Here is a 25,424-nt window from a genome sequence, read left to right on the forward strand (position 1 = left end):
GCCGCGTGCCGCTTTCCCTTGGGACGGCCCGGCGGGAAAGCTGCTTTTCGATGGCCATGGAAAGGCTCGCCCCCCTTCGCCCCCCTCCGGGGGGTTCGATACGGCTCGCTCCGCTCGATATTACGGGGCGCTCTGTGGCGGCGCCGAGGGGTTGCGGCTGACGCCGCGTGCCGTTTTTCCTTGGGCCGGCCCGGCGGAAAAACTGCTTTTCGATGGCCATGAAAAGGCTCGCCCCCCTTCGCCCCCCTCCGGGGGGTTCGATACGGCTCGCTTTGCTCGATATCACGGGGCGCTCCGTGGCGGCACTGAGGGGGTGCGGCTGGCGCCACCCGCCGCTTTCCCCGTTAACAAGGGCCTTCCATCATGAATCCCGACAGCAAGCGCATCCGGGTGCTGGTGGTGGAGGATTCCCCGGTGCAGCGGGAGTTGCAGGTGTACCTGATCAGCGCCGATCCCCAACTGGAGGTGGTGGGCACCGCCAGGGACGGGCGGGAAGCGGTGGAACAGGTGCGACGCTGCCGGCCCGATGTGGTGACCATGGACTTCCACATGCCGAACATGGACGGAGCCGAGGCAACCCGAATCATCATGGAAACCCAGCCCCTGCCCATCATCGTCATTTCCGGCAGTTCTGCCCGGGGCGAGGTGGCCAATACCTTCCGCGCCCTGGATGCGGGCGCACTGCTGATCCTGGAAAAACCGGCAATCCCCGGCAGCGACGCGGCGTTGAAGCTGGTGGAAACCATCAAACTGATGGCCGAAGTCAAGGTGGTGCGGCGCTGGCCGGTAGCCAAGGCAAGCCCGGTGCGCCTGGAGCCACGGCCCGAGGCCAGCGTTGGCCTGGTGGCGATCGGTGCCTCCACCGGCGGCCCCCTGGCGCTCCAGACCATCCTTGCAGCCCTGCCCCGGGATTTCCCCGTCCCTGTCGCCATCGTCCAGCACATCAGCCCCGGCTTCACCGAGGGCTTCGCCGAATGGCTGACCGAGGCCAGCGGCTTCCCGGTGAATGTCGCCGCCCAGGGCGAGGGGCTGGTGCCAGGCCGGGCCTATCTGGCGCCGGATGGCAGGCACATGGCGCTACAGGCGGACAAGCAGGGCGGCTACCGGATCGAACTGGATGGAGCGGATCTGGAGAACGGACATCGCCCCTCCGTTTCCCACTTTTTCCGTTCGGTGGCGGCAACGGCGGGAAAGAAGGCGGTGGGCGTGATTCTCACCGGCATGGGCAAGGACGGGGCCGCCGAGTTGCTTGCCCTGCGCGAGCTGGGGGCCGTCACCATCGCCCAGAACCGGGAAAGCTCGGTGGTGGCGGGAATGCCCGGGGAAGCCATCCGCCTTGATGCCGCCGCCCATGTTTTGCCGCCGGAGCAGATCGGCGGCCTCCTGGCGGTCCTGGTCAAACGCCGCAATGGCAACGGTGTTCAATAGCAGACGAATTGCAAAGGCTCATCATGGAAACCAAACGCAACGAAAATTCCAATGTAGATATCCTGGTAGTGGAAGACAGCCCGACCCAGGCCGAACAACTGTGCTATCTGCTGCAACAGCACGGCTACGCCACCCGCCGCGCCGCCAACGGACGGCTTGGCCTGGAGGAGGTTCGACGCCAACGCCCGACCCTGGTCATCAGCGACATCGTCATGCCCGAGATGGACGGCTACGCCCTGTGCCGAGCGATCAAGGCCGACACGGCACTGAAGGACATTCCGGTGGTGATCGTCACCTCCCTGGCCGGCATCCAGGACATCGCCCGTAGCCTGGAGTGCGGCGCCGACAATTTCATCCGCAAGCCCTATGAACCCAAGGCGCTGCTGGCCCGGATCGAATACATCCTGCTCAACCTGGAGCTGCGCAAGGGCAGGCGGGTCAGCATCGGCCTGGAGATTTACCTGGGGGGGCAGAAGCACTACATCACTTCGGATCGGGAGCAGATCATCGACCTGTTGATCTCCACCTACGAGGAAGCGGTGCGCATGAACGAAGAGCTGCAATTGCAGCAAACCGAAATCGCACGCTCCAACCAAACCCTGTCCGGACTCTATCGTATCGCCGACGAACTGAACCGGGTTACCACCCCATCCGAGGTATGCGAACTGGCGCTCCAGGCTGCCATGGACCTGCCGAAGTTCGAGGCTGGCTGGATCTATCTGGCCGACGACCAGGGAGCTTATCGCCTTTCCGCCATCTGTAACCAGAACGGGATTGCGGCGATCCCGCCTGAACACTATCCCGGCTGGGCGCCCGGCGCCCGATCCGCAGCCGCCGAGGGTCGCCATGCCAGCATCCCCCTGGTTCAGGCGGAACGCCATCTGGGCATGATCCAGTTGTTGGCAGTGGAGGGCGAGGATTTCGATACCGATGACCTGAAATTCCTCGACACCATCGGCAATCAGGTGTCGGTGGCTCTGGAGCGGGCGCGACTGCACCAGCATCTGGAAAGCCTGGTGGCGCAGCGTACCGCCGCCCTCCAGGCCGAAGTGGTGGAACGGCGCCTGGCGGAAGAGAAGGTGGTCAGTCTCAACCGCATCTACGCCATGCTCTCCGGTATCAATACCCTGATCGTGCGGGTCCATGAGCAGGGGGAGTTGTTTCGAGAGTCCTGCCGCATCGCCGTGGAGTTCGGCGGCTTCGGCCTGGCCTGGGTAGGCCTGGTGGACCCGGACAGCTACCAGGTCCAGCCCACGGCCTGGTACAGCGCGAATTGGGGAGACAACTCCCATGAACCCACCCTGGAGAATTTCGGCGATCTGGACGGTACCCTGATCGGCGAGGTAATGCGACAGCAGCAGCCTCTTACCTGTCGCGACCTGGAACTCAGTCCGGGCATTCCCCTGGCCGATGCGGCGGTCCAGAACGGCTACCCCGCGCTTTGCATCCTGCCTCTGATGACCCATGGCCAGACCGTGGCAATGCTGTTTCTCTATGCCCGCTCCCCCGAGGTTTTCGACGCCGGCGAAATGAAACTTCTGGAGGAACTGGCGGGCGATGTTTCCTTCGCCCTGGACCATATCGCCAAGGAGGAGCGCATCAATTATCTGGCCTACTATGACGCTCTGACCGGCCTGCCCAACCGGGACCTGTTGATGGACAGACTGCATCAGGGTATCGGTCTGGCCCAACGCCAGGGACGCGGAGGGGCGGTGGCCTTCATCGACCTGGACCGCTTCAAGATCATCAACGACGGCCTGGGCCACCACATCGGCGACAAGCTGCTGCGTGACATCGGCGGGCTGTTGTCCGGCATCCTGCGGGAGGGGGATACCCTGGGCCGACTGGCAGCGGACAAGTTCGTCATGATCATTTCCGATCTGGCCGACGGGGAAGACCCGACCTCCATCATCGAACAGATCCAGGCGACCCTGCGCAAGCCGGGTCCAGGTGCCCTGGAAAACGCCCGGCTCACCGCCAGCATCGGCATCAGCCACTACCCCCGGGACAGCGACGATCCAACGACGCTGATCAAGTACGCCGAGCTGGCCATGTACCAGGCCAAGGAACAGGGCGGCAACCAGCATGCCGTCTTCACCCCCGAACTGGACAGCCGCGTCTCCGAGCGCCTGCACCTGCAAAACCGGCTGGCCACGGCCCTGGAGGCGGGGGAGTTCGTGATCCATTACCAACCCCAGGTGGATGCCACCAACGGCGTGATCTGCGGCATGGAGGCCCTGATCCGCTGGAACCATCCGGAGTATGGTCTGGTGCCTCCGGGACAGTTCATTCCGGTGGCCGAGGAGAGCGGGCTGATCATCCCCATCGGGGAATGGGTGCTGCGGGAAGCCTGCCGCCAGAACCAGGCATGGCGCGACGAAGGCCTGTCGGACTTTTCCGTCTCGGTGAATCTCTCGGTGGCCCAGTTCCGCGATACCGGTCTGCTGACCCTGGTGCGACATGCCCTCGACGAAACCGGTCTCGACCCCCACTATCTGGAGCTGGAACTGACCGAGAGCACGATGATGGACAACCCCGAGCGGCTGATCACCTTTCTCGAGCAGACCCGCAAGCTCGGAGTGCAGATCGCCATCGACGATTTCGGCACCGGTTATTCCAGCCTCAACTATCTGCGGCGCCTGCCCCTGGACCGGCTCAAGGTGGATTACAGCTTCGTCCGCGACATCACCAACGACCCGGCCAGCGCCTCCATCTGCCGTGCCATCATCGCCATCGCCCACAACCTGCGCCTGGGGGTAGTGGCGGAAGGCGTGGAGAGCGAGGCCCAGGCCAGCTATCTGGCGCGCCATTATTGCGACAGCCTGCAGGGCTATTACTTCAGCAAGCCCTTCGGTGCCGAGGAAATCACGGCGTTGCTGCGCCAGCGCGAACCCCTCATGAAATTCGCCATAGAGGCCAACGCGCGACGCACGCTGCTGGTGCTGGACGACGAGGAGAATGTGCGCAACTCCCTGCGCCGCCTGCTGCGCGGCGACGGCTACAACATCCTGACCGCCGCCTCTCCGATGGAAGCCTTCGACCTGCTGGCCAAGCATGAAGTGTGGGTAATCCTGGCCGACCAGCGCATGCCGGAAATGTCCGGCACCGAATTCCTGCGCCGGGTCAAGGATATCTATCCCAACGCCATACGCATCGTGCTGTCGGGTTACACGGACCTGGAAACAGTCACCGAATCGGTCAACCAGGGAGCGGTGTACAAACTCCTGTTCAAGCCCTGGGACAACGAAGTCCTGCGCCAGACCCTGCACGATGCCTTCTGGCAGTACGAGCTATCCCGAGGCATGGCCACGGACTGGTACACCGGCGGCAACTCCTCGGGCAATGGCCACGGCTGAAACCGCCGCTACAAACGGAGCCAGGTGTGACCGCGCACTGAGCCGATGGGCAGACCCGCCCCGGGGCGGGGATGGGGGCAGGGCGATCGCATGAATGTTTTCGTCATCACAATCTGTCGGGAAATTCCGATATCGTCATTCCGGCGCAGGCCGGAATCCAGGTTTTAGTGCACAAACTGGGTCCCGGCCTGCGCCGGGACGACGGTTTTGGGGGTGAGAATGGATTCGTGGAGTACTGATTTTTATACATTTATCATTCATGCAATTGCCCTGGGGATGGGGGGCTGGTGACCCTGCGCGTTAGCCCGTCCCCCTGGCCAGCACCTGGGCCAGTTCCACAGCGGAGCGTACCCCCAGCTTCTCGAACACCCGGGCCCGGTGCACCTCTACGGTGCGCATGGCGATGTTGAGTTCCGCCGCGATCACCTTGTTGAGCTTGCCGGCGAGGATGCCCTCCATCACTTCCCGTTCCCGCCCGGTGAGACTTGCCAGGCATTCCTCCAGGGAAAGCCGTGACTCCTCCTGGCGCTGGCGCTCCCCTTCTCTTTCCAGGGCCTGTCGGATACGCTCCAGCAGTTGCGTGTCGTCGCAGGGCTTTTCGATGAAATCGAAGGCGCCATCCTTCAACGCCTGCACCGCCAGGGGCACGTCCCCATGGCCGGTCAGGAAAATCGTCGGCAAGCGGCAGCCTTGCGCCCGCAGGCGATCGAACAACTCGGTGCCGCTCATGGCCTGCATGCGGATGTCCAGCACCAGACAGCCCCGCATTTCCAGGCGATAGTCGGCCAGAAAGGCTTCGGCGCTGTCCCAGCAACGCACCGCCAGCCCCTGGCAGCGCAGCATCCAGGAAAGGGCGTCCCGAATGGCGTCGTCGTCATCGACCAGATAGATCTGTTTCATTCGCCCTCCCGACCATGGGCTGTCGCGTCCAGGGGCAGGCGCACATGAAAAACGCTGCCCCCCGCAGGATTGGCCTCGAACCAGAGCCGGCCCTGATGACCTTCGATCACCGAACGACAGATGTTCAGCCCCATGCCCATGCCTTCCGTCTTGGTGGTGAAAAACGGCTCGAACAGGCGGGCGGCGGTTTCCGAAGTGATGCCCCGACCCTGGTCGGCGATACTGACCAGGAGGGAAGCCTCCTCCCGGCGGGCATTGACGGTAAGTAGCCGCTGTTCCACCGGCATGTCCCGCATCGCATCGATGCCGTTGCGCAGCAGATTGAGGAAGGTCTGGGAAAGCAGCACCCGATCCCCGGAGAAAATCAGGGGCGCCACCGGTAATTGGCGCTGAATGCGCACGCCCTGGCGTCGGGCATCGATCTCCACAAAGCCCAGCACCTCCTCCAGCAGACTGCCCAGTTCGCAGGGCTCGTTCTTGGGCTCGGCACGGCGCACGAATTCGTAGATGCGGCGGATGATGCGGCCGGCCCGCCGGGCCTGCTCCGCGCTCTTTTTCAGGGCATTCTCGATCTCGCCGGGCGCGGCCTGACCCGAGGCCATCAGATTCAGGCAGCCGGCGTTGTAGCTGGCAATGGCGGTCAAGGGCTGGTTCAGTTCGTGGGCCAGGCTGGAAGCCATTTCACCCATGGTCACCAAGCGGGCAGTGGTTTGCAGGCGCTCCTGCTGTTGCCGTGCCAACTCTTCGGCGTATTTCTGGGTGCTGATGTCCACTACGGAGCTCATCCAGCCGGTCTGCCGTCCTCGCTCATCGATCAGAGGGGCCTCGTGGATCAGCACAGGGAACACCTCGCCATTGCGGCGTTTGAAGCGAAACTCGAAACCGGACTCCGGTCCCTGCCCCGCCAGGATGCGATCGTGAAGCTCCCGAGTGGCCTCGATCTCCTCATCCACCCAGTAGGGCATGGGCGCCCCCCGCCCCACCAACTCCGCCTCGCTCCACCCCACCATGCGGCAAAAGGCCGGATTGACATAGGTGATGCGACCGTCCAGGTCCCTGGCGCGCAAGCCGGTATCCACCGAATCCTCCATGGCCTTGCGAAAGGCATGGGCCTCCCGCAGGGCGGCCTCGGCGACGAGCCGGCCCTGCATATGGCGACGCAGCGCCCACAGGCTCCACAGCACCACCCCCGCCAGCAGCACCACGGACAGGGAAAGCAGGGGTCGGGCCGGCGGCAGTACCGAGCGGTAGGGCGTGGCCACCAGAGCCAGGCCCCGACCCGGCGGATCCAGGCTCAGTTGATAGCCCAGCTCATCGGCGGGAGCCTCCACCTTGGAGCGGCTGGCCAGTTCGCCCCCCCGGCTGTCCAGCACCACGATGCGATAGCGTTCCATCAGCCACCAGGGAACCACCTCGTCCAGCAGCCGCTGGATGGAATAGGCACCCACCGCCACCCCAGTTCCCCGTCCCTCGTGAAACAGGGGCACGAAGACATCGAAGCGCCATTCATCCCCCAATTGATAGGGGCTGCCATAAACCGGCTTGCCCGTGGACAGAGCCATCCGGGCCACTGCATCGTCGTCTCCCGGCGCTTCGATAGCGGGCAAGGCCAGACGCCGGCCACCGGGACCGGCCAGCCAGCGCACCTGACGCAGACCGGACTGATTTTCCAGGAAGGCCTTGGCCTGGGGCTCGAAAGTACCGGCATTGCGGGTCTGGTTCGGGCTGACCCCTCCCAGCACGCCCTCATTGTGGGTGAGCTGGAAATGCAGGGCCTGCTCCAGCCAGAGCATGTCGCTGATCAGGGTGGCGCGCCGTTCCGCCCGCTCGGTGCGATGGGAGAGCAGCAGCAGCGTGGCCACGGCCAGGATGAACAGGACAAAGGAAAGCCTTGGCAACCACCAGAGCCAGCCGGTGGCCTGGGTCTCGGGAGCTTGGGAGAGAGGGTGGGCAGCCATGCCGGGAATCTTACTCGCGCCGCTGCGGGACCGTGACTTGCGGATATCCACAATAGCGGCTGGTCACGTGACTGACCAGAATGCCATCACGCCGAAAAGGCGATCCACAGGAGGAGAGTCAGTCATGAAATTACAACATATCGTCGCAGGCTTTGCCCTGGTCGCCTTTGCCCTTGCCGCCAGTGCCCAGCAGCCCATCATCATCAAGTTCAGCCATGTCGTCGCCGTGGATACCCCAAAAGGAAAGGCCGCCGACTACTTCAAGAAGGTAGCCGAGGAAAAGACCAAGGGGCGGGTCAAGGTGGAGGTCTATCCCAACAGCCAGCTCTACAAGGACAAGGAAGAAATGGAAGCCCTGCAACTGGGGTCGGTGCAGATGCTGGCTCCCTCCCTGGCCAAGTTTGGTCCCCTGGGCGCCAAGGAATTCGAGGCCTTCGATCTGCCCTACCTCTTTGACGGTTATGCCAGCCTGCATCGGGTGACCGAAGGCCCCATCGGTCAGTCGCTGCTGAAAAAGCTGGACAGCAAGGGCATCACCGGCCTGGCCTTCTGGGATAACGGCTTCAAACAGATGAGCGCCAACAAGCCCCTGAAGCAACCCGCTGATTTCCGTGGCCTGAAATTGCGCATCCAGTCTTCCAAGGTGCTGGACGCCCAGATGCGTGCCCTGGGCGCCACGCCCCAGGTGATGGCCTTCTCCGAGGTCTATCAGGCTCTGCAAACCGGGGTGGTGGATGGCACCGAGAATCCGGTGTCCAATTTCTACACCCAGAAGATGCATGAGGTGCAGAAGTATCTGACCCTTTCCGACCATGGATATCTGGGCTACGCGGTGATCGTCAACAAGAAATTCTGGGATGGCCTGCCCCCCGATGTCCGTGGCCAACTGGAAGCTGCCATGAAGGATGCCACCCGCTACGCCAACGCCATCGCCGCGACGGAAAATCTGGCGGCACTGGAAGCGGTGAGGAAGTCGGGCAAGACCCAGATTCTGGCGCTAAGCCCGGACGAGAAGAAAGCCTGGCAGAAGGCTCTGATCAAGGTGCATAAGGACTTGGAGAGCCGGGTCGGCAAGGATCTGCTCCAAGCCATCCAGAAGGAAACCGGCTTCAATCCGGCCAAGTAGTCCCCCTCACTCCTTCCCCTCGCGCGGGAGAGGGGAAGCCTGGCGAGTCGCCGTCAATCCGACTTTGGAGCGCCCATGCTGAAAGCCCTCGACCATCTGGAGGAATGGCTGATCGCCTTCCTCATGGCAGCGGCCACCACGCTGATCTTCGTCGCCGTGGTGCACCGCTATATGTCCGGCATACCCTGGCCTGCCTTGCAAGATGCCCTGCTGGAAATCAACCTGTCCTGGGCCCAGGAACTGTGCATCTACATGTTCGTCTGGATGGCCAAGTTCGGTGCCGCCTATGGCGTGCGCACCGGCATCCATGTGGGGGTGGATGTGCTGATCAACCGCCTGCCCCCCGGTCCCCGGGGCAAGCTGGTCATCTTTGGTCTCCTGGCCGGCGCCCTGTTCACCGGTACAGTGGGCACCCTGGGCGCTGATTTCGTCTGGGAGATCGCCCACACCGAGCAGACCTCGGCGGACCTGGAACTGCCCATGTGGCTGGTCTATCTGGCCATCCCCTGCGGTTCCTACCTGATGTGCTTCCGCTTCCTTCAAGTGGCCTGGAACTTCCTTCACACCGGTGAACTGCCCCATCACGACCACGGTCATGTGGAAGGCATTGACGAGGTCAAGGACGAGGACATCATTCCCTACAACCTGGACGACAACCTCCATCCCCACGGCACCGGCAAGGGAGACAAGCCATGAACGTCGCCATCATTTTCGGCCTGCTGCTTGCCCTGATGCTGACGGGCATGCCCATTTCCATCTCCCTCGGTCTCACGGTGCTGACCTTTCTGTTCACCATGACCGATGTGCCGATCCAGTCCGTGGCCCTGAAGCTGTTCACCGGCATCGAGAAGTTCGAGATCATGGCCATTCCCTTCTTCATCCTGGCAGGGAACTTCCTCACCCATGGCGGGGTGGCGCGCCGCATGATCAACTTCGCCACGGCCATGGTGGGCCACTGGTACGGCGGCCTGGGTCTGGCCGGAGTGCTGGCTTGCGCGCTGTTCGCCGCCATCTCCGGCTCCAGTCCGGCGACGGTGGTGGCCATCGGCTCCATTCTGCTGCCGGCCATGGTCAAGGCGGGTTTCCCCACCCGTTTCGGCGCCGGGGTCATCACCACGTCCGGCGCTCTGGGTATTCTGATCCCGCCTTCCATCGTCATGGTGATGTACGCGGTGGCCACCAACTCCTCGGTGGGCGCCCTGTTCATGGCCGGGGTGGTGCCCGGCGTAGTACTGGCCACCCTGCTGGGAATCACCACCTGGTATCGGGCCCGCAAGAACGACTATCCTCGCCAGCCCCGCGCCTCCTGGGGGGTACGCCTGAAGACCCTGAAGGACTCCTTCTGGGGCCTGTTCCTGATCGTGGTGGTGATGGGCGGCATCTACACGGGCATGTTCACCCCCACCGAGGCCGCCGCCATGGCGGCGGTCTATGCCTTCTTCGTGGCCATCTTTGTCTACAAGGATATGAGCCTGAAGAAGGTGCCCAAGGTATTGCTGGACTCGGCCAACATGTCGGCGATGCTGCTCTACATCATCACCAACGCGGTGCTGTTCTCCTTCATCATGGCCAACGAGAATATCCCGCAGATACTGGCCCAGTGGTTGATGGACATGGGCCTGGGCACCATCGGCTTCCTGCTGGCGGTGAATATCCTGCTGCTGGTGGCCGGCAACGTGATGGAACCCAGTTCCATCGTGCTGATCATGGCGCCCATTCTGTTCCCCGTGGCCATGAAGCTGGGTATCGATCCCATCCACTTCGGCATCATGATGACCGTCAACATGGAAGTCGGCATGTGCCACCCGCCAGTGGGCCTCAACCTCTATGTGGCCTCGGGCATCACCAAGATGGGCATCACCGAACTGACCGTGGCGGTCTGGCCCTGGTTGCTGACCATGCTGGTATTCCTGGTACTGGTGACCTACTGGCCGCCCCTGTCCCTGTGGCTGCCCAAGACCCTGGGGATGATTTAGGGAGACGCGGATTAATTCAATCTCGTCATTCCGGCGAATGCCGGAATCCAGGAAAATCAACAAACTGGACCCCGGCTTTCGCCGGGGTGACGAATAAATCAGTGTTTCCCTAGCGCTAGAAGGGGGCGGCCGGCAGGTCGCCCCCACTTGTTCCCCGACGACTGAAGTTATCCCCAGATTCTGTGGACAACCCAGGGAGCAGAAAAAAAATTCCCTTTGCCATCAAGCACAACTGGTCCGCGCCCAATTTGGAGGCAGAGGCACTCCGATACGGACAGGGGACAGGACGCCTGCCCACCACCATGCCTGGTTGCCTTTTTCGGGGATAATTCCCGGCTTACGCAATCCGGACCCCCGCCAGTGAATCCCCATCTGTCCCAGCTCCAGCCCTACCCCTTCGAAAAACTGCGCCAGCACTTCGCCGGCATCACGCCTCCCGCCGGCCTGAGGGAAATCAAGCTGTCCATCGGCGAGCCCCAGCACGAGACGCCAGCCTTCATCAAGCAGGCCTTGAGCGAGGGACTGTCAGGACTGGCCAACTATCCCACCACTGCCGGTAGTGATGCCCTGCGCCAGGCCATCGCCGCCTGGATCGGAGAGCGCTATGGCATCCCCGCTCCGGACTATGCAGCCCAGGTGCTGCCAGTGCTGGGTTCCCGAGAGGCCCTTTTCGCCTTCGCCCAGACCGTGATCGATGGCAGCCGGCTCAACGCCCTGGTGGCCTGCCCCAATCCCTTCTACCAGATCTACGAAGGGGCTGCCCTGCTGGCCGGCGCCACGCCGGTATTCCTCAATACCCTGCCCGAGCGCGACTTCGAACTGGACCTGACTACGTTGTCTGAAGCGCAATGGAGCCAGGTACAACTGCTCTATGTGTGCAGTCCGGGCAACCCCACCGGCAAGGTGATGGGACTGGAGGACTGGCGCGCACTGTTCGCACTGTCCGACCGCCACAATTTTGTCATCGCCTCGGACGAGTGCTACTCGGAAATCTATTTCGACGAGGAGCAGAAGCCCCTGGGCGGCCTGGAAGCCGCCCGTCGCCTGGGTCGGGACGACTACCGCAACCTGGTGATGTTCAGCAGCCTGTCCAAGCGCTCCAACGTGCCGGGCCTGCGCTCCGGATTCGTCGCCGGGGATGCGGCCCTGATCGGGAAGTTCCTGCTCTACCGCACCTACCACGGCAGCGCCATGAGTCCCGTGGTGCAGCACGCCAGCATCGCCGCCTGGAACGACGAGGTCCATGTGAGGGACAACCGCCGCCTGTATCGGGAGAAGTTCGATCAGGTGACGCCCCTGATCGCTCGCCACCTGGACACTGCCCTCCCCGATGCCGGTTTCTACCTGTGGGCAAAAACTCCGATTGCCGATACCGAATTCGCCCGGGAACTGCTGCGCCAGTACAATGTAGTGGTCCTGCCGGGCAGCTTTCTGGCCCGGCAATCCGGCGGCGTCAATCCGGGCGCCGGCTTCATCCGCATCGCCCTGGTGGCGGACATTGACGAATGTCTCGACGCCGCCGGCCGCATCGCCAATTTTTGCCAAACACTCTGACCCCTGACTGGAAACACCATGCACGAACTACAAAAAGTCATTGAAGACGCCTGGGAAAACCGCGCCGAGCTGAAGCCCGGCACCGCTCCCGCCAAGGTGGGCGAAGCTGTCACCAACATCCTCGCCGAACTGGATGCCGGCACCCTGCGGGTTGCAGAGAAGATCAATGGCGACTGGTTCACCCATCAGTGGATCAAAAAGGCCGTGCTGCTGTCCTTCCGTCTGGAGGACAACGCCCTGATTCCCGGTGGCGGCGGCATCAACTACTTCGACAAGGTACCCACCAAGTTCGCCCACTACGACACCCATACCTTCCAGAAGGGCGGCTTCCGCGTGGTGCCTCCCGCCGTGGCCCGGCGCGGCAGTTTCATCGGCAAGGGCGCGGTGCTGATGCCCTCCTATGTGAATATCGGCGCCTATGTGGATGAGGGCACGATGGTGGACACCTGGGCCACCGTGGGCTCCTGCGCCCAGATCGGCAAGAACGTGCACCTTTCCGGCGGCGTCGGCATCGGCGGCGTACTGGAGCCTCTCCAGGCCAACCCCACCATCATCGAGGACAACTGCTTCATCGGCGCCCGCTCCGAAGTCGTGGAAGGCGTGATCGTCGAGGAAAACTCGGTGATTTCCATGGGCGTCTATATCGGCCAGAGCACCAAGATCTTCGACCGCACCACCGGCGAAATTCTCTACGGCCGGGTGCCCGCCGGCTCCGTGGTGGTCTCCGGCAACCTGCCCTCGGCCGACGGCAGCTACAGTCTCTACTGCGCGGTCATCGTCAAGAAGGTGGACGCCCAGACCCGCTCCAAGACCAGCATCAACGAGCTGTTGCGGGACTGATACCTCCGAACCACAACCCAAGGAGACCGGCATGGGCACCATGGATCGGCTGTTCAAGCTGATGGCGGAAAAAAAGGCCTCGGATATCTTCGTCTCCGTGGGCTCCCCCATCAACATCAAGATCAACGGCGTGGCGATGCCGGTGAACCAGCAGGTGATGGACGCCGCCACCATCTACGGCCTGCTCAAGGAAATCCTCAGCGAAACCCAGATGCACGAGTTCGAGGAGACCCTGGAACTCAACACCGGCTATGCCCTGGAAGGCGTGGGCAACTTCCGCCTCTCGGTGATGCGCCAGAAGGGCACCCCGGCCCTGGTGGTGCGCTATATTCCGGCGGAGATTCCCCGCTTCGAGAGCCTCGACCTGCCGCCGGTGCTGACCGACGTGATCATGGAAAAGCGAGGCCTGATCCTGATGGTGGGCGCCACCGGCTCCGGCAAGTCCACCACCCTGACGGCCATGCTGGATCACCGCAATGAACGCCAGAGCGGCCACATCCTGACCCTGGAAGATCCCATCGAGTTCATTTTCAAGAACAAGAAGTCCATCGTCAATCAGCGGGAAGTGGGGGCCGATACCCGTGCCTTCCAGGTGGCCCTGAAGAACGCCCTGCGTCAGGCGCCGGACTGCATTTTCATCGGCGAGATTCGCGACAAGGAAACCATGAGCCAAGCCATCGCCTATGCCCAGTCCGGCCACCTGTGCATGGCCACGCTTCACGCCAACAACGCCTACCACTCCCTGTCCCGCATCATCAGTTTCTATCCCCTGGAAAACCGCCCAGCCCTGCTGGCGGACCTCTCGGTCACCCTGAAGTGCGTGATCTCCCAGCGTCTGGTGAAAAAGCCCGACGGCGGCCGCACTCCGGCGGTGGAAGTGATGCTGAACTCCCGCCATATCGGCGAGCTGATCGAGAAGGGCGACCTGAACGGCATGAAGGAAGCCATGGAGCAGAGCCTCTCCCCCGGCTCCCAGACCTTCGAACAGGCCCTGTTCCGCCTCTACAAGACCGGCGTCATCAGCCTGGAGGAAGCCACGGGCAACGCGGACTCCGCCAATAACCTGCACTGGTTGATCAACAACTCCGCCATTGATGAGGGCCCCAAGGAGGCCGAAGCCAAGCCCCCCGAAGGTGAGCAGACAGCCTCCGGCGCCACCTTCTCCGAATTCACCCTGACCATGGATGAGGGTTGATGTCCGACGTACTTGCCTTGACCCGGGACCTGATCGCCCGTCCCTCCGTCACCCCCGAAGATGCCGGTTGTCTTGAACTGATCGCCCAACGCCTCGCCCCCCTGGGGTTCCGCTTCGAGTTCATCAATGCCGGCGGCGTCACCAACCTCTGGGCGCGGCGTGGCGCAAGCGCCCCCCTGATTTGCTTCGCCGGCCACACCGACGTGGTGCCCACCGGGCCTCTGGAGGCCTGGCAAAGCCCTCCCTTCCAGCCCGAGATTCGCGATGGCCTGCTTTTTGGCCGGGGCGCGGCGGACATGAAGTCATCCCTGGCCGCCATGGTGGTTGCCATCGAGCGCTTTGTCGCCACCCGTCCCACCCATGGCGGCACCATTGCCCTCTTGCTCACCTCCGACGAGGAGGGGGACGCGTTGGATGGCACCGTGCGGGTGGTGGAGGCCCTGAAGGCCCGGGGTGAATCCATCGACTATTGCATCGTGGGAGAGCCCACCAGCAGCAAGCGGCTGGGCGACACCATCAAGAATGGCCGGCGTGGTTCCCTCTCCGCCCGACTCGTCATCAAGGGCATACAAGGCCATGTGGCCTATCCGGAAAAGGTGAAAAACCCGATCCACCTGGCGGCTCCAGCCCTGGCGGAACTGGCGGCGCAACGCTGGGACGAGGGCAACGAATACTTTCCCCCCAGCAGTTTCCAGATATCCAACATCCACGCCGGCACCGGCGCTACCAACGTGGTACCGGGAAGCCTGGAACTGCTGTTCAACATCCGCTTCTCCACCGCCAGCACCGTGGATGGACTCAAGGCCCGCATCCAGGCCATCCTCGACCGTCACGGCCTGGATTACGAAATCCGCTGGACCCTCGGCGGCCGCCCCTTCCTCACCCCCCGGGGTGGTTTGGTGGCTGCTCTCACCGCCGCCATCGAGAAAGCCACCAGCATATCCCCTGAGCTATCCACCACCGGCGGCACCTCGGATGGCCGCTTCATCGCCGACATCTGTCCCGAAGTGGTGGAATTCGGCCCGGTGAATGCCACCATCCACAAGATCGACGAGTGCGTGGCCGTGGCCGACCTTGAGCCCTTGGCAACCGTTTATGAAGGCGCCCTGAAGCGCATCCTGCCCTAAACCGGCCCAACCGGAATCATTAGGCTCGATGCACTCAAATTCCTCGCCATTTCCGTCAAGACTTCAGCAGTAAAAACTCATGGAAAAACTCGAAGACCAACTCATTACCGTGCGCGACTGGCTGCGCTGGGCCGTCAGCCGCTTCAATGAGGCCGGCCTGTTCTTCGGCCATGGCTGCGACAATGCCTATGATGAAGCGGTCTGGCTGATCCTTCATGGTCTGTCCCTGCCTCTGGATCGTCTGGAGCCCTTCCTCGATGCACGACTCACTCGAGCCGAGCGCCAGACCCTGTCCAATTTGCTGGAGCGCCGCATCGGCCAGCGGGTGCCCACCGCTTACCTGACCCGGGAAGCCTGGCTGGGGGAGTTCCGTTTCTACGTGGACGAGCGGGTCATCGTGCCCCGCTCCTACTTCGCCGAGTTGCTGGAGGAAGGGCTCCATCCCTGGCTGGACGATCCTCTGGAAATCGGCACGGCCCTGGACCTGTGCACCGGCTCCGGCTGCCTGGCCATCCTCATGGCGCATGCCTTCCAAAATGCCGCCATTGACGGCGTGGACCTCTCGCCGGAGGCCCTGGCCGTGGCCCGGCGCAACGTGGCGGAGTATGGCCTGGAGGAGCAGGTGAGACTGGTTCGGTCCGATGTCTTCGACGGCCTGGAGGGCTACCGCTACGACCTGATCATCTCCAATCCGCCCTACGTCACCACGGGAGCGATGGAGGCCATCCCCGCCGAATACCTCCATGAGCCGTCCCTTGCCCTGGTGGCCGGCAGCGACGGCCTTGACGTGGTGCGTCGCATCCTCGCCCAGGGGGCGGAACACCTTACCCCCGGCGGCCTGCTGCTGGTGGAGGTCGGTCACAACGCCCATCTGGTGGAAGAGGCCTGGCCCCAGGTACCCTTCACCTGGATCGACGCCCCCAGTGGGGAATCCAAGATTTTCCTGATGAGTCGGGAAGAACTGCTGGAGCATTTCGCCTAGAGACGCGGAACTCCCAGGGACCAGTGCCCTCTTCACTTTCAGCGCGGAACGCAGGATAGAATCAACTTCACTTCCCGTCACTGAAGTACTACCGGGGGTTCCAGCATGCAATTGCGTCCATTGGTTGGAAAAATGAGGCAAGGCTGCCAGGGCTGGACTCCAAGTTTCTTTGTCTCCGGCATCCTGCTGCTTGCCCTGTCCATCACGTTTGCCATGTATGCCCGCTCGGAAAAGGCCGTGGACGATGCCAACGACCAGCGGCATCTGTCCCTGAAACTGGCGGATGAACTGAGGCAGTCGTCGGATGATCTGACCCGCATGGTGCGCAGCTATGTGGACACCGGCAATCCCATCTATATCCAGTACTACCAGCAGATTCTGGACATCAGGGAAGGCCGGCGGCCCCGGCCGGAAGGATACGACCGCCCCTACTGGGACTTCTTCAAGCTGGACGGCAGGCCGCCACGACCGGACAGCGGGCAGCGCATCAGCCTGATGAACCTGATGATGCAGGCAGGTTTCACCCAACAGGAACTACACAGGCTGGAAGAGGCCAAACTGCACTCCGATGCCCTGACCCAAAGGGAGTTTGCGGCAATCGAACTGGTTCGCTCCGCGGATTCTACCGATCACGCACGGATCGACCAAGCCCGCGGCATGCTGTTCGATCAGGAATACAACAGGCGCAAGGCCTCCATCATGGCCCCCATCGACGACTTCATGGTGATGATGGAGGCCCGGACCCGGCAAGCCGTGGAAAGTGCCGCCCAGCGGGCCACGATGATTCGCTGGCTATTTGTCTTCCTGGGCCTGGCCCTGATGTACATGCTGTGGAATATCCAGGGGGCCTTGCGCAAAACTCTGGGGGGGAGCGTCGACGAAGTCCATGGCCACATTACCCGTCTGGGCCGGGGTGATTTCAGTAACGATATCCCTGTCCGTGCAGGGCAGGAGGACAGCGTGATGGCCTGGCTTGCCGAAACCCGGCTCCAGCTGCAGCAGATGGAGGAGAAACGCAAGGAAAACGAACAACAACTGCGCATCGCGGCCACGGCCTTCGAAACCCAGGAAGGCATGATGATCACCGATGCCGACCGCAACATCATCCGCGTCAACCGCGCCTTCACCGAGATCACCGGCTACGGAATGGAGGAAGTGCTGGGCAGGAACCCCTCCCTCCTGAGCTCCGGGCGCCATGACAAGGATTTTTTCCGGGAGATATACCTGACGCTGGGACGAGAGGGACACTGGCAGGGCGAAATCTTCGATCGCCACAAGGATGGCCATATCTATCCCAAATGGCTGAGCATCACCACAGTCAGGGACGATAGCACGCAGATCACCCATTACGTGGGCAGCTTTGCTGACATCACTGAACGCAAGGCCGCCGAGGAAAAGATCCTGAACCTGGCCTTCTATGACACCCTCACCGCCCTGCCGAACCGGCGCCTGCTGATGGAGCGACTGGGCCACGCCATCGCCAAACGCACCCGCATCGCCTCCCATGGCGCCCTGCTGTTTCTCGATCTGGACAATTTCAAGGCCCTGAACGACACCCAGGGGCACCAGGTCGGTGACGAACTGCTGGTGGAGGTCGCAGGCCGCTTGACCGCCTGCGTGCGCGAAGCCGACACCGTGGCCCGCCTGGGGGGAGACGAGTTCATCGTGCTGCTGGACGATCTGGATGAACCGGGCGAACATGCCGCCATCCAGGCTCAGGTGGTGGCGGAAAAAATCCTTGTCAGTCTGAATCGGCCCTATCTCTTGAGTACCGGACAATTTCACTGCTCGACCAGCATCGGCATCGTGCTTTTCGTTGATCCGACCACACCGCCGGACACGTTGCTCAGCCGTGCGGATACTGCCATGTACGCGGCCAAGAAAGGCGGCAAGAACACCTTCCGCTTTTTCGATCCGGCCATGCAACATGCCCTGGAGCACCGCACAGAGCTGGAATCCGCCTTGCGCCAGGCCATCACCGGGGAGCAGCTCAGGCTGCATTATCAAGTGCAGACCGATGCCCTGGGACGAACGCTCGGGATGGAGGCCCTGGTCCGCTGGCAGCATCCCCGACAGGGCCTGCTGGTCCCCGGAAACTTCATTCCCCTGGCCGAGGAAACCGGCATCATCCTGGACATCGGCCGCTGGGTGCTGAAAACGGCCTGCGACCAGCTCGGCGCGTGGCAAGTTCGATCAGAGACCCGTCATCTGACCATGGCGGTCAATGTCAGTACCCGACAGTTTTACCAGACCGATTTCGTCGCCCAGGTAAAAGCAGCCATCACAACGGCTGGCGGCGTCCCGACACAGCTCAAGCTGGAACTGACCGAAAGCATGGTGCTCCAGGATATGGACAACGCCATCGCCAAGATGGGAGAACTCAAGGCCCTCGGCGTCATTCTTTCCATGGACGACTTCGGTACCGGCTATTCATCCCTCAGCTATCTAAAGAACCTGCCCTTCGATCAGATAAAGATCGACAAGAGTTTTGTCCAGGGCATCGAGAGCAACCGCAGTGACGCGTTGATCGTGCACAGCATCATCAATCTGGGCAAGACCATGGGCATGCACGTCGTCGCCGAGGGCGTGGAAACTGCCGCGCAACTCGAACTGCTCAAGGAGATGGGCTGCACCGAGTTCCAGGGCTATTACTTCGGCAAGCCCCGGCCGGTGGAGCACTGGAGGTCTGAATCATCTAGGCCAGCCGGGCCGCCAGCAAGCCGTCACAATAGCGCCGCGCATCAGCGATGAACTCGAAAAAGTCCTCTTCGTATCCCCGGTAGTCCGCCAGCAATTCCTCCCCACCGCCACCCAGTCGATTGGGCTGGCGCAGCCGATAGTGGGCCAGTCGGTCCAGGGTCAGCACGATGGCATCGGTGGTCCGATAGGACAACAGCCAGTTTTCCTCCTGCATGTAGCTCAGGGTGCGGCGAAAGGTCGGTGGCAGGTGGATGATCTGCTGATTGGCCTGATCATAAAGTTCGGCCACATAATCGGCCAGGGGCTCGCGGCCAAAGTGATCCCAGTGCAGGGCAAGAAAATGGTCGTAAAACATATCAACCATGATTCCAGCATACCGGCGGCGCTCGCGGCTCACCCGTCCCCGGCTGCGCTGGAAGGCAGGATGATCATCCGCGTAGCTATCCACACGCCGATGCAGTTCGACCCCGGCCGCCAAATCGGTAGGTAACAATCCAGGCAAGGGACCCTTGACGAAGTCGCCGATCAGGGCGCCCAGCCGGTCTTCTGCCCCCTCTCCCGCCAGCCAGGCATGCGCAAGAAAATTCAAGATCCAGTCCTGCATTCGCGCCGGTCCGGGGGCATGACCAGCAAGTGCTCGCCCATGAAGGCACCGACGTAGATATTCTTGCCCACCCGCAGAGCCACCGAGGCCCCCTCCAACAGGCTGCCGTCATGGCTGAGCAGTGTCGTTACCGCCAGCGTATCGGCATCCACCGCCACCACTTCCACCGGTCCCTTGGTGGAAACATCGGCGTGGCCTGCGCCCTCCTGTCCACCGGCCACCGGTCGGTCGGCCATGCCGGCCACGAGCAGGCGATGGGGTCCATCCCAGCTCAGGTTATCCGGATGGGATACTTTGGCGATACCCACCACGGCGCCGCTTTCCAGGTCGAGCTTGCGCACTCCGCCGGCGCTGAAATACAGATAGCGTCCGGCCGGGTCCACCGCCACGCCATTGGGCATGGGCCCGTCACTGCCCGGCACCTTGCGGAAGCCCTCGGCTCGGGACCAGCGCCACACATGGCCAGTATCGCCGCCCGCCCGGGCCTTGGCCATACCGGCGCTGAAGGAAGCCGCCCCCTCGGTCACCATGGTGCTGACCACGAAGCCCCCGTCGGGCATCGCGGCCACATCGTTGAGCATGCTGCCGGGGGGCGCCACGGCGCAGCCACGCCAATGCAGCGAATTCCCCGCTCCCAGTTCGAAAAATTCCACCGATTCCCGGCGGCCATGATTGACCAGCAGCAGTTGCCAGCGGCCATCCGCCCGGCGAGACAGATGCATGCCATGGGGAGACAGGTCGGCGCCGAGTTCGCCGCCGCAGTCGGGGTCGCCCCAGGAGCCCTTGCCGGAGAGGGGCCGGTTCGGTCGAGGATAAAGGGTACGCAGGCGGCCGCTGGCCAGACGCAGTTCCACCAGCGTTCCCGGCGCCCAGGTCAGCCCCTGGGGACCCATGCCCACCTTGACCTGGCTGATCAGCAGGGACTTGCCGTCGGGCGTCCGCTCCATGTCCTCCGGTGCATTGACACCGCACAGGGCCTGCAAACCACCCTGGCGGATACAGGGCTTGACCTCGGTCGCCAGGGCGCCCGACATCATCCCCAGAAATACTGACAGCAACGCCCATCCTGCACGAGTTCCCATGACCCATCTCCCTGTTTATCTACAGACCGGGATTCTCTGGGCTGGCGGCAGTGGCTGTCAAACCGCAGGTAAAATTCCGCACCCCTTCCCAGTGGAGTTCACCATGTCACTCTATGCCATCGGCGACAAACGCCCCAGCCTCGGCGCCCAGATCTGGATCGCTCCCAACGCCACGATAATCGGCGATGTGCGCCTGGCCGATGGCGCCAATATCTGGTGGAACGCAGTACTCCGGGGAGATAACGACTTCATCGAGATCGGCGCCAATACCAACATCCAGGACGGCACGGTAATCCATACCGACGCTGGAGTGCCGGTCAGCCTGGGGAATCAGGTCACCGTCGGCCACATGGCCATGCTCCATGGCTGCACTGTGGGAGACCACGTGCTGGTGGGCATCAAGAGCGTGATCCTGAACCGGGCGAAAATCGGCGCCTACAGCATCGTCGGCGCCAATACCCTGATCCCCGAAGGCAAGACCTATCCGGAGCGGGTGCTGATCCTGGGCTCCCCCGGCAAGGTGGTACGGGAACTGAGCGATGATGATATCCACATGTTGAAAGGACTGGCCCAGCGCTATGTGAGCCATGCCCGGCACTTCGCCACCGATCTCCGCCCCCTGCCCTGATTGACGTAACAAACGAGCTTTCCCGCCGGGCCGCCCTGACCGAAGGAAATCCCTGTGGGACAAGGGAAAGCGGCGCGCGGCACCAGCCGCAACCCCTCGGTGGCCCCCACGGAGCGCCCCGTGATATCGAGCGCAGCGAACCGTATCGAACCCCCCGGAGGGGGGCGAAGGGGGGCGAGCCTTATACTTGCGGCGGCAGCTTGTCCAGCATCTCGGCGAAGGCCTGGGCCGACATGGGACGGCTGATCAGGTAGCCCTGGATGCTGTCGCACTGCTCCCGGCGCAGAAAGTCCAGTTGCTGGACATTCTCCACCCCTTCCGCGACGCTGGAGAGCTTCATGTTGCGTGCCATGGAAATCACCGCGCCGGCGATGGCGGCATCGGTTTCGTCCTCAAGTTCAACGATGATGGCGCTGCTGATCTTCAGGGTGTCGATGGGGAAGTGTTTGAGATAGGCCAGGGACGAGGCACCGGTGCCGAAGTCGTCCAGGGCGATGCGCACGCCCAGGTCCTTGAGCCGGTTCAGGGCGATGACCGCCTCGCCGGCATTCTCCATGACGATAGTCTCGGTCAGTTCGATTTCCAGCAAACCAGGAGGCAGCCCGGTTTCAAGCAGAATGCTCCGCACCCGCTCCGCCAGATCCTCCTGACGCAACTGGCGCGCCGACAGATTCACCGCCATGCGCAGGGGACGCCCCTCATCCAGCCATTTATGGGCCTGAATACAGGCAGTACGCATCACCCATTCCCCCACCGGAATGATCATGCCGGTTTCTTCCAGCAGGGGAATGAATTCCGCAGGCATGACCAGCCCCCGCTCCCGATGCTGCCAGCGCAACAAGGCCTCGACGCCTATCATTTCCCCACTGCTCGGGTCTACCTGGGGCTGGTAATAAAGCAGATACTCGTTGCGCTCCAGGGCACGACGCAAGTCGGTCTCCAGGGCCAGGCGCTGCCGGCTCTGGATATTCATGTCCTCGGCGTAGAAGTGATAGGCGTTGCGGCCGGTGCGCTTGGCATGGTACATGGCGATGTCGGCCTGTTCCATGATGTTGACCTGGTTCTGCTCCTCCCGCCCATACATGGCGATACCGATGCTGGCGGTGACGAACACTTCCTGGGAGTCCAGTTCGAAGGCGCCCCCCATCGCCTCCAGTACCTTGCGCGCCACCACGGCCGCATCCTCCCGAGAGTTCAGATCCCCCAGAATGACGGCGAATTCGTCGCCCCCCAGGCGTGCCACCGTATCCACCTCCCGCACACAGCCCCGCAACCGCTGGGCGGCGGTACGCAACAGGATGTCTCCGGAAGTATGGCCCAGAGTGTCATTGACCAGCTTGAAACGGTCCAGATCGATGAACAGCACGGCTGCCAGGGAAGCGGAACGGCGCACATGGGCCAGGGCCTGATCCAGCCGGTCCTCGAACAGCAGACGGTTGGGCAGATTGGTCAGGGCATCATGATGGGCGATATGGCGCAGCCGCTCCTCGGAGCGTTTCAAAGCCGTAATGTCGTTGAAGGCGGCAACGAAGTGGGTGACGCTGCCCAGGGTGTTCTTCACCGCATTGACGTTGAGCCAGACCGGGAAGGTCTCGCCACTGGCGCGATGACAGATGGCTTCTCCCTGCCAGTGCTCCTCGCTGGACTGAGTCGCCCAAACCTTGTGGAACAGTCCCTCGCTCTGATGCAGGCCGAACATGGGCCGCCCCACGACGCGGCCCTCGACCAGACCGGTGATGTCGGAAAAGGCCCGGTTCACGCTGATCACGGACTGGGCCGCATCCGTCACCAGAATACCCTCCAGAGCCACCTCGAACACCTGAGCCACCAGCCGTAGTTTTTCCTCACCGCGCTTGCGCTCGATGGCATAACGCAGGGCGCGGGCCAGCAGACGGGCATCCACTTGCCCCTTGACCAGATAGTCCTGGGCACCGGCAGCCACCAGTTCCGCGGCCAGTCCCTCGTCGTCGTTGCCAGTGAGCGCCACCACGGGCAGGTCCGGAGCGCCCCGCTGAATGCGCAGGTAGGAGTCGCGACCATGGGCATCCGGCAGGGAAAGGTCGATCAGGATGATGTCGAAGGCGCCCTGCCCCAGAGTCTGCAGGCCCTCGCCCAGAGAGGCGGCGTGGGTGAACTCGTAGTCGGTGATGCGCTCGTCCTGGTGAGCTTCCTTCAACAGCAGTTCCAGCAGCCGGGCATCCCCCGGATTGTCCTCAACGAGAAGAATGCGCACGATGTCGGATCATTGAAGTTGGCGCGGATCGTCCTCGCGCTGCAACAGTTCGGAAAACGCCGCGGCCGAAAGGGGCCGGGCGAACATGTAGCCCTGGGCATCGTCGCAGGCCTGCTGACGCAGCAGGTCGGCCTGGCCTCGGGTCTCGACACCCTCGGCAATACCCTTCATCTTGAACACATGGGCCACCGATATCACCGCCTGGACAATGGCGGCGTCCTCGGCGCTCTCGGTCATGTCGCGCACGATGGTGCGATCGAGCTTGACGGAATGAATGGGAAAACGCTTCAGATCCCGCAGGGAAAGAAAGCGCCCCCGATAGTTGTCCAGGGCCAGGCGCACCCCCAGGCGATTGAGTTCCCGCAGGGTTTCCTGGGCCAGTTCCTCGTCATCCTGCAAGGCTTCCTCGGTGAATTCCAGCTCCAGTCGCTTGCCAGGCAGGCCGGCAGCCTCCAGGGCATGGCGCACCCGGTCCGTGAGACGGGGGTCGCGAAACTGGCGCGGCGACACATTCACCGCGACCTTCAGGGACCGGCCGGTCTCCCGGGTCCACTGGGCGGCCTGATGGCAGGCGGTCTTCAGCACCCACTCCCCGACCTCCAGGATCAGGCCGCTTTCCTCCATGGCGGGGATGAACCTATCCGGCGCCATCACCACCTTGCCTTCGGCATCATGCCAGCGCAGCAACGCCTCGACCCCGATCATCCGGCTGCTGTGCAGGTCCACCTGGGGCTGGTAGTTGACGACAAACTGCCCCTCGCCGAAAGCCCGTTGCAGGGCCTCCTGCAATTCCTGGCGCTCCTGGGTGGCATCGTCCAGTTGCCGGGAGTAGCAGCGGAAGCGGTTACCAACGCCGCCCTGGCCCTTGGCCATGTACATGGCCACGTCGGCGTTGCGCACCAGGGCTTCCATTTCCTCCCCGTCATCGGGGTAGAGGGAGATGCCCAGGCTCGCGCAAACCCGGAAAGTATGGTCCTCGATGACGAAGGGCGGCTCCAGGAAATCCAGGACTTTCCTGGCCACCCGGGCGGCATCCTGCAAGTCCGCCAGATCTCCGGCGCAGACGATGAACTCGTCCCCGCCCAGCCGGGCCACGCAATCGGTGGCGCGCAGGGCGGCGGACAGGCGGCCCGAGACCTGTTTCAGAAGCTCGTCGCCCACATGGTGGCCAAAGCTGTCATTGATGCCCTTGAAGTCGTTGAGATCCATCAGCAGCAGGGCCAGGGGCTTCTGGTTGCGACGGGCCTGGGCCAGGGCACGACCGAGGCGCTCGTAGAACAGCTTGCGGTTGGGCAGGCCGGTCAGCACGTCATGGTGGGCCAGGCGATAAAGGTGCTCCTCCAGTTGCCGACGCTCCAGGGCATAGCGCAGGGAGCGGGTCAGCAGGGGGCCGCTGATGTGGCTCTTGACCAGAAAGTCCTGGGCGCCGATGCGCACGGCACGAACCGCCAGGGCCTCCTCCTCGATCTGACTCAAGACCACGATGGGAATCTCGGGAGCCAGAGCATGGACCTTGACCAGGGTATCCAGGCCCCCCGCATCGGGCAGGCCCAGGTCCAGCAGAATCACATCCACCCCGTGGCCCTCCAGAAAGGGCACGGCGGCGGCCAGTTGATCGGCATGAAGAAGCTGGAATCCTTCCGGCGCGCAGTCGTGCAGCATGTCGCGCACCAGGCGGTAGTCCCCCCAGTTGTCCTCGATCAGCAGTATGGTCAGCACCTTGTTCTCCGTCATG

18 protein-coding genes are annotated in these 25,424 nt (G+C 62.9%); 12 read left to right on the plus strand and 6 right to left on the minus strand.

Annotated features, from left to right (window positions below; translation table 11 throughout):
* The first annotated feature begins 363 nt into the window (after nucleotides 1-363).
* Nucleotides 364-1,428, plus strand: a complete 1,065-nt coding sequence (gene cheB, locus DENOEST_RS10875; RefSeq protein WP_145771307.1) for a chemotaxis-specific protein-glutamate methyltransferase CheB — start codon at nucleotides 364-366, stop codon at nucleotides 1,426-1,428.
* Nucleotides 1,429-1,451: 23 nt separating this feature from the next.
* The gene (locus DENOEST_RS10880; protein ID WP_145771308.1) at nucleotides 1,452-4,784 is read left to right on the plus strand and encodes an EAL domain-containing protein; all 3,333 of its coding nucleotides are present in this window, start codon (nucleotides 1,452-1,454) and stop codon (nucleotides 4,782-4,784) included.
* A 300-nt stretch (nucleotides 4,785-5,084) separates the two neighbouring features.
* Here DENOEST_RS10880 and DENOEST_RS10885 read toward each other — a convergent pair whose 3' ends face one another.
* Together DENOEST_RS10885 and DENOEST_RS10890 are read right to left on the minus strand one after the other, a co-directional pair.
* Entirely contained in the window at nucleotides 5,085-5,684 is a 600-nt protein-coding gene (locus DENOEST_RS10885) for a response regulator transcription factor (protein ID WP_145771309.1), read from the minus strand.
* The gene (locus DENOEST_RS10890; RefSeq protein ID WP_145771310.1) at nucleotides 5,681-7,642 is read right to left on the minus strand and encodes a sensor histidine kinase; all 1,962 of its coding nucleotides are present in this window, start codon (nucleotides 7,640-7,642) and stop codon (nucleotides 5,681-5,683) included. Before DENOEST_RS10890 ends, DENOEST_RS10885 begins: the two co-directional genes overlap by 4 nt.
* 124 nt (nucleotides 7,643-7,766) lie before the next feature.
* Here DENOEST_RS10890 and DENOEST_RS10895 point away from each other — a divergent pair, with 124 nt between their 5' ends.
* The 9 genes from DENOEST_RS10895 (at nucleotide 7,767) to DENOEST_RS10935 (ending at nucleotide 19,193) form a co-directional block, all read left to right on the plus strand.
* Nucleotides 7,767-8,768, plus strand: coding sequence for a TRAP transporter substrate-binding protein (locus DENOEST_RS10895; RefSeq protein WP_145771311.1), 1,002 nt, complete (start codon nucleotides 7,767-7,769; stop codon nucleotides 8,766-8,768).
* Nucleotides 8,769-8,843: 75 nt separating this feature from the next.
* The gene (locus DENOEST_RS10900) at nucleotides 8,844-9,464 is read left to right on the plus strand and encodes a TRAP transporter small permease (protein ID WP_145771312.1); all 621 of its coding nucleotides are present in this window, start codon (nucleotides 8,844-8,846) and stop codon (nucleotides 9,462-9,464) included.
* Nucleotides 9,461-10,744: a TRAP transporter large permease gene (locus tag DENOEST_RS10905; protein ID WP_145771313.1), complete on the plus strand. Its 1,284-nt coding sequence runs from the start codon at nucleotides 9,461-9,463 to the stop codon at nucleotides 10,742-10,744. The genes DENOEST_RS10900 and DENOEST_RS10905 overlap by 4 nt, the downstream gene beginning before the upstream one ends.
* 360 nt (nucleotides 10,745-11,104) lie before the next feature.
* Nucleotides 11,105-12,298 carry a succinyldiaminopimelate transaminase gene (gene dapC, locus DENOEST_RS10910; RefSeq protein ID WP_145771314.1) on the plus strand — a complete coding sequence of 398 codons (1,194 nt, stop codon included), beginning with the start codon at nucleotides 11,105-11,107 and terminating at the stop codon, nucleotides 12,296-12,298.
* Between the two features lie 18 nt (nucleotides 12,299-12,316).
* Nucleotides 12,317-13,138, plus strand: a complete 822-nt coding sequence (gene dapD, locus DENOEST_RS10915; RefSeq protein ID WP_145771315.1) for a 2,3,4,5-tetrahydropyridine-2,6-dicarboxylate N-succinyltransferase — start codon at nucleotides 12,317-12,319, stop codon at nucleotides 13,136-13,138.
* A gap of 31 nt (nucleotides 13,139-13,169) precedes the next feature.
* Nucleotides 13,170-14,333, plus strand: coding sequence for a PilT/PilU family type 4a pilus ATPase (locus tag DENOEST_RS10920; protein ID WP_197970587.1), 1,164 nt, complete (start codon nucleotides 13,170-13,172; stop codon nucleotides 14,331-14,333).
* Entirely contained in the window at nucleotides 14,333-15,460 is a 1,128-nt protein-coding gene (dapE, locus tag DENOEST_RS10925; RefSeq protein WP_145771316.1) for a succinyl-diaminopimelate desuccinylase, read from the plus strand. The genes DENOEST_RS10920 and dapE overlap by 1 nt, the downstream gene beginning before the upstream one ends.
* A gap of 79 nt (nucleotides 15,461-15,539) precedes the next feature.
* Nucleotides 15,540-16,442, plus strand: a complete 903-nt coding sequence (gene prmB / locus DENOEST_RS10930) for a 50S ribosomal protein L3 N(5)-glutamine methyltransferase (protein WP_145771317.1) — start codon at nucleotides 15,540-15,542, stop codon at nucleotides 16,440-16,442.
* 132 nt (nucleotides 16,443-16,574) lie between these two features.
* On the plus strand, nucleotides 16,575-19,193 hold the full coding sequence (locus DENOEST_RS10935; protein ID WP_170228233.1) for a putative bifunctional diguanylate cyclase/phosphodiesterase: 2,619 nt from the start codon (nucleotides 16,575-16,577) through the stop codon (nucleotides 19,191-19,193).
* Here the strand turns inward: DENOEST_RS10935 and DENOEST_RS10940 are convergent.
* On the minus strand, nucleotides 19,138-19,731 hold the full coding sequence (locus DENOEST_RS10940; RefSeq protein WP_145771319.1) for an acyl carrier protein phosphodiesterase: 594 nt from the start codon (nucleotides 19,729-19,731) through the stop codon (nucleotides 19,138-19,140). The genes DENOEST_RS10935 and DENOEST_RS10940 overlap by 56 nt on opposite strands.
* Nucleotides 19,728-20,828 (minus strand): SMP-30/gluconolactonase/LRE family protein, encoded by a 1,101-nt coding sequence (locus DENOEST_RS10945; RefSeq protein ID WP_145771320.1) that lies wholly within the window; start codon nucleotides 20,826-20,828, stop codon nucleotides 19,728-19,730. The genes DENOEST_RS10940 and DENOEST_RS10945 overlap by 4 nt, the downstream gene beginning before the upstream one ends.
* A gap of 103 nt (nucleotides 20,829-20,931) precedes the next feature.
* Here DENOEST_RS10945 and DENOEST_RS10950 point away from each other — a divergent pair, with 103 nt between their 5' ends.
* Complete coding sequence (locus DENOEST_RS10950) at nucleotides 20,932-21,456, plus strand: gamma carbonic anhydrase family protein (RefSeq protein WP_145771321.1); 525 nt, start codon at nucleotides 20,932-20,934, stop codon at nucleotides 21,454-21,456.
* 181 nt (nucleotides 21,457-21,637) lie between these two features.
* Here DENOEST_RS10950 and DENOEST_RS10955 read toward each other — a convergent pair whose 3' ends face one another.
* Nucleotides 21,638-23,689, minus strand: coding sequence for a putative bifunctional diguanylate cyclase/phosphodiesterase (locus tag DENOEST_RS10955; protein ID WP_145771322.1), 2,052 nt, complete (start codon nucleotides 23,687-23,689; stop codon nucleotides 21,638-21,640).
* Nucleotides 23,690-23,698: 9 nt separating this feature from the next.
* Nucleotides 23,699-25,423 (minus strand): GGDEF/EAL domain-containing response regulator, encoded by a 1,725-nt coding sequence (locus DENOEST_RS10960; protein ID WP_145771323.1) that lies wholly within the window; start codon nucleotides 25,421-25,423, stop codon nucleotides 23,699-23,701.
* Nucleotide 25,424 lies beyond the last annotated feature (1 nt).

Origin of the sequence: Denitratisoma oestradiolicum (assembly GCF_902813185.1) — a bacterium.
Lineage (GTDB): Bacteria > Pseudomonadota > Gammaproteobacteria > Burkholderiales > Rhodocyclaceae > Denitratisoma > Denitratisoma oestradiolicum.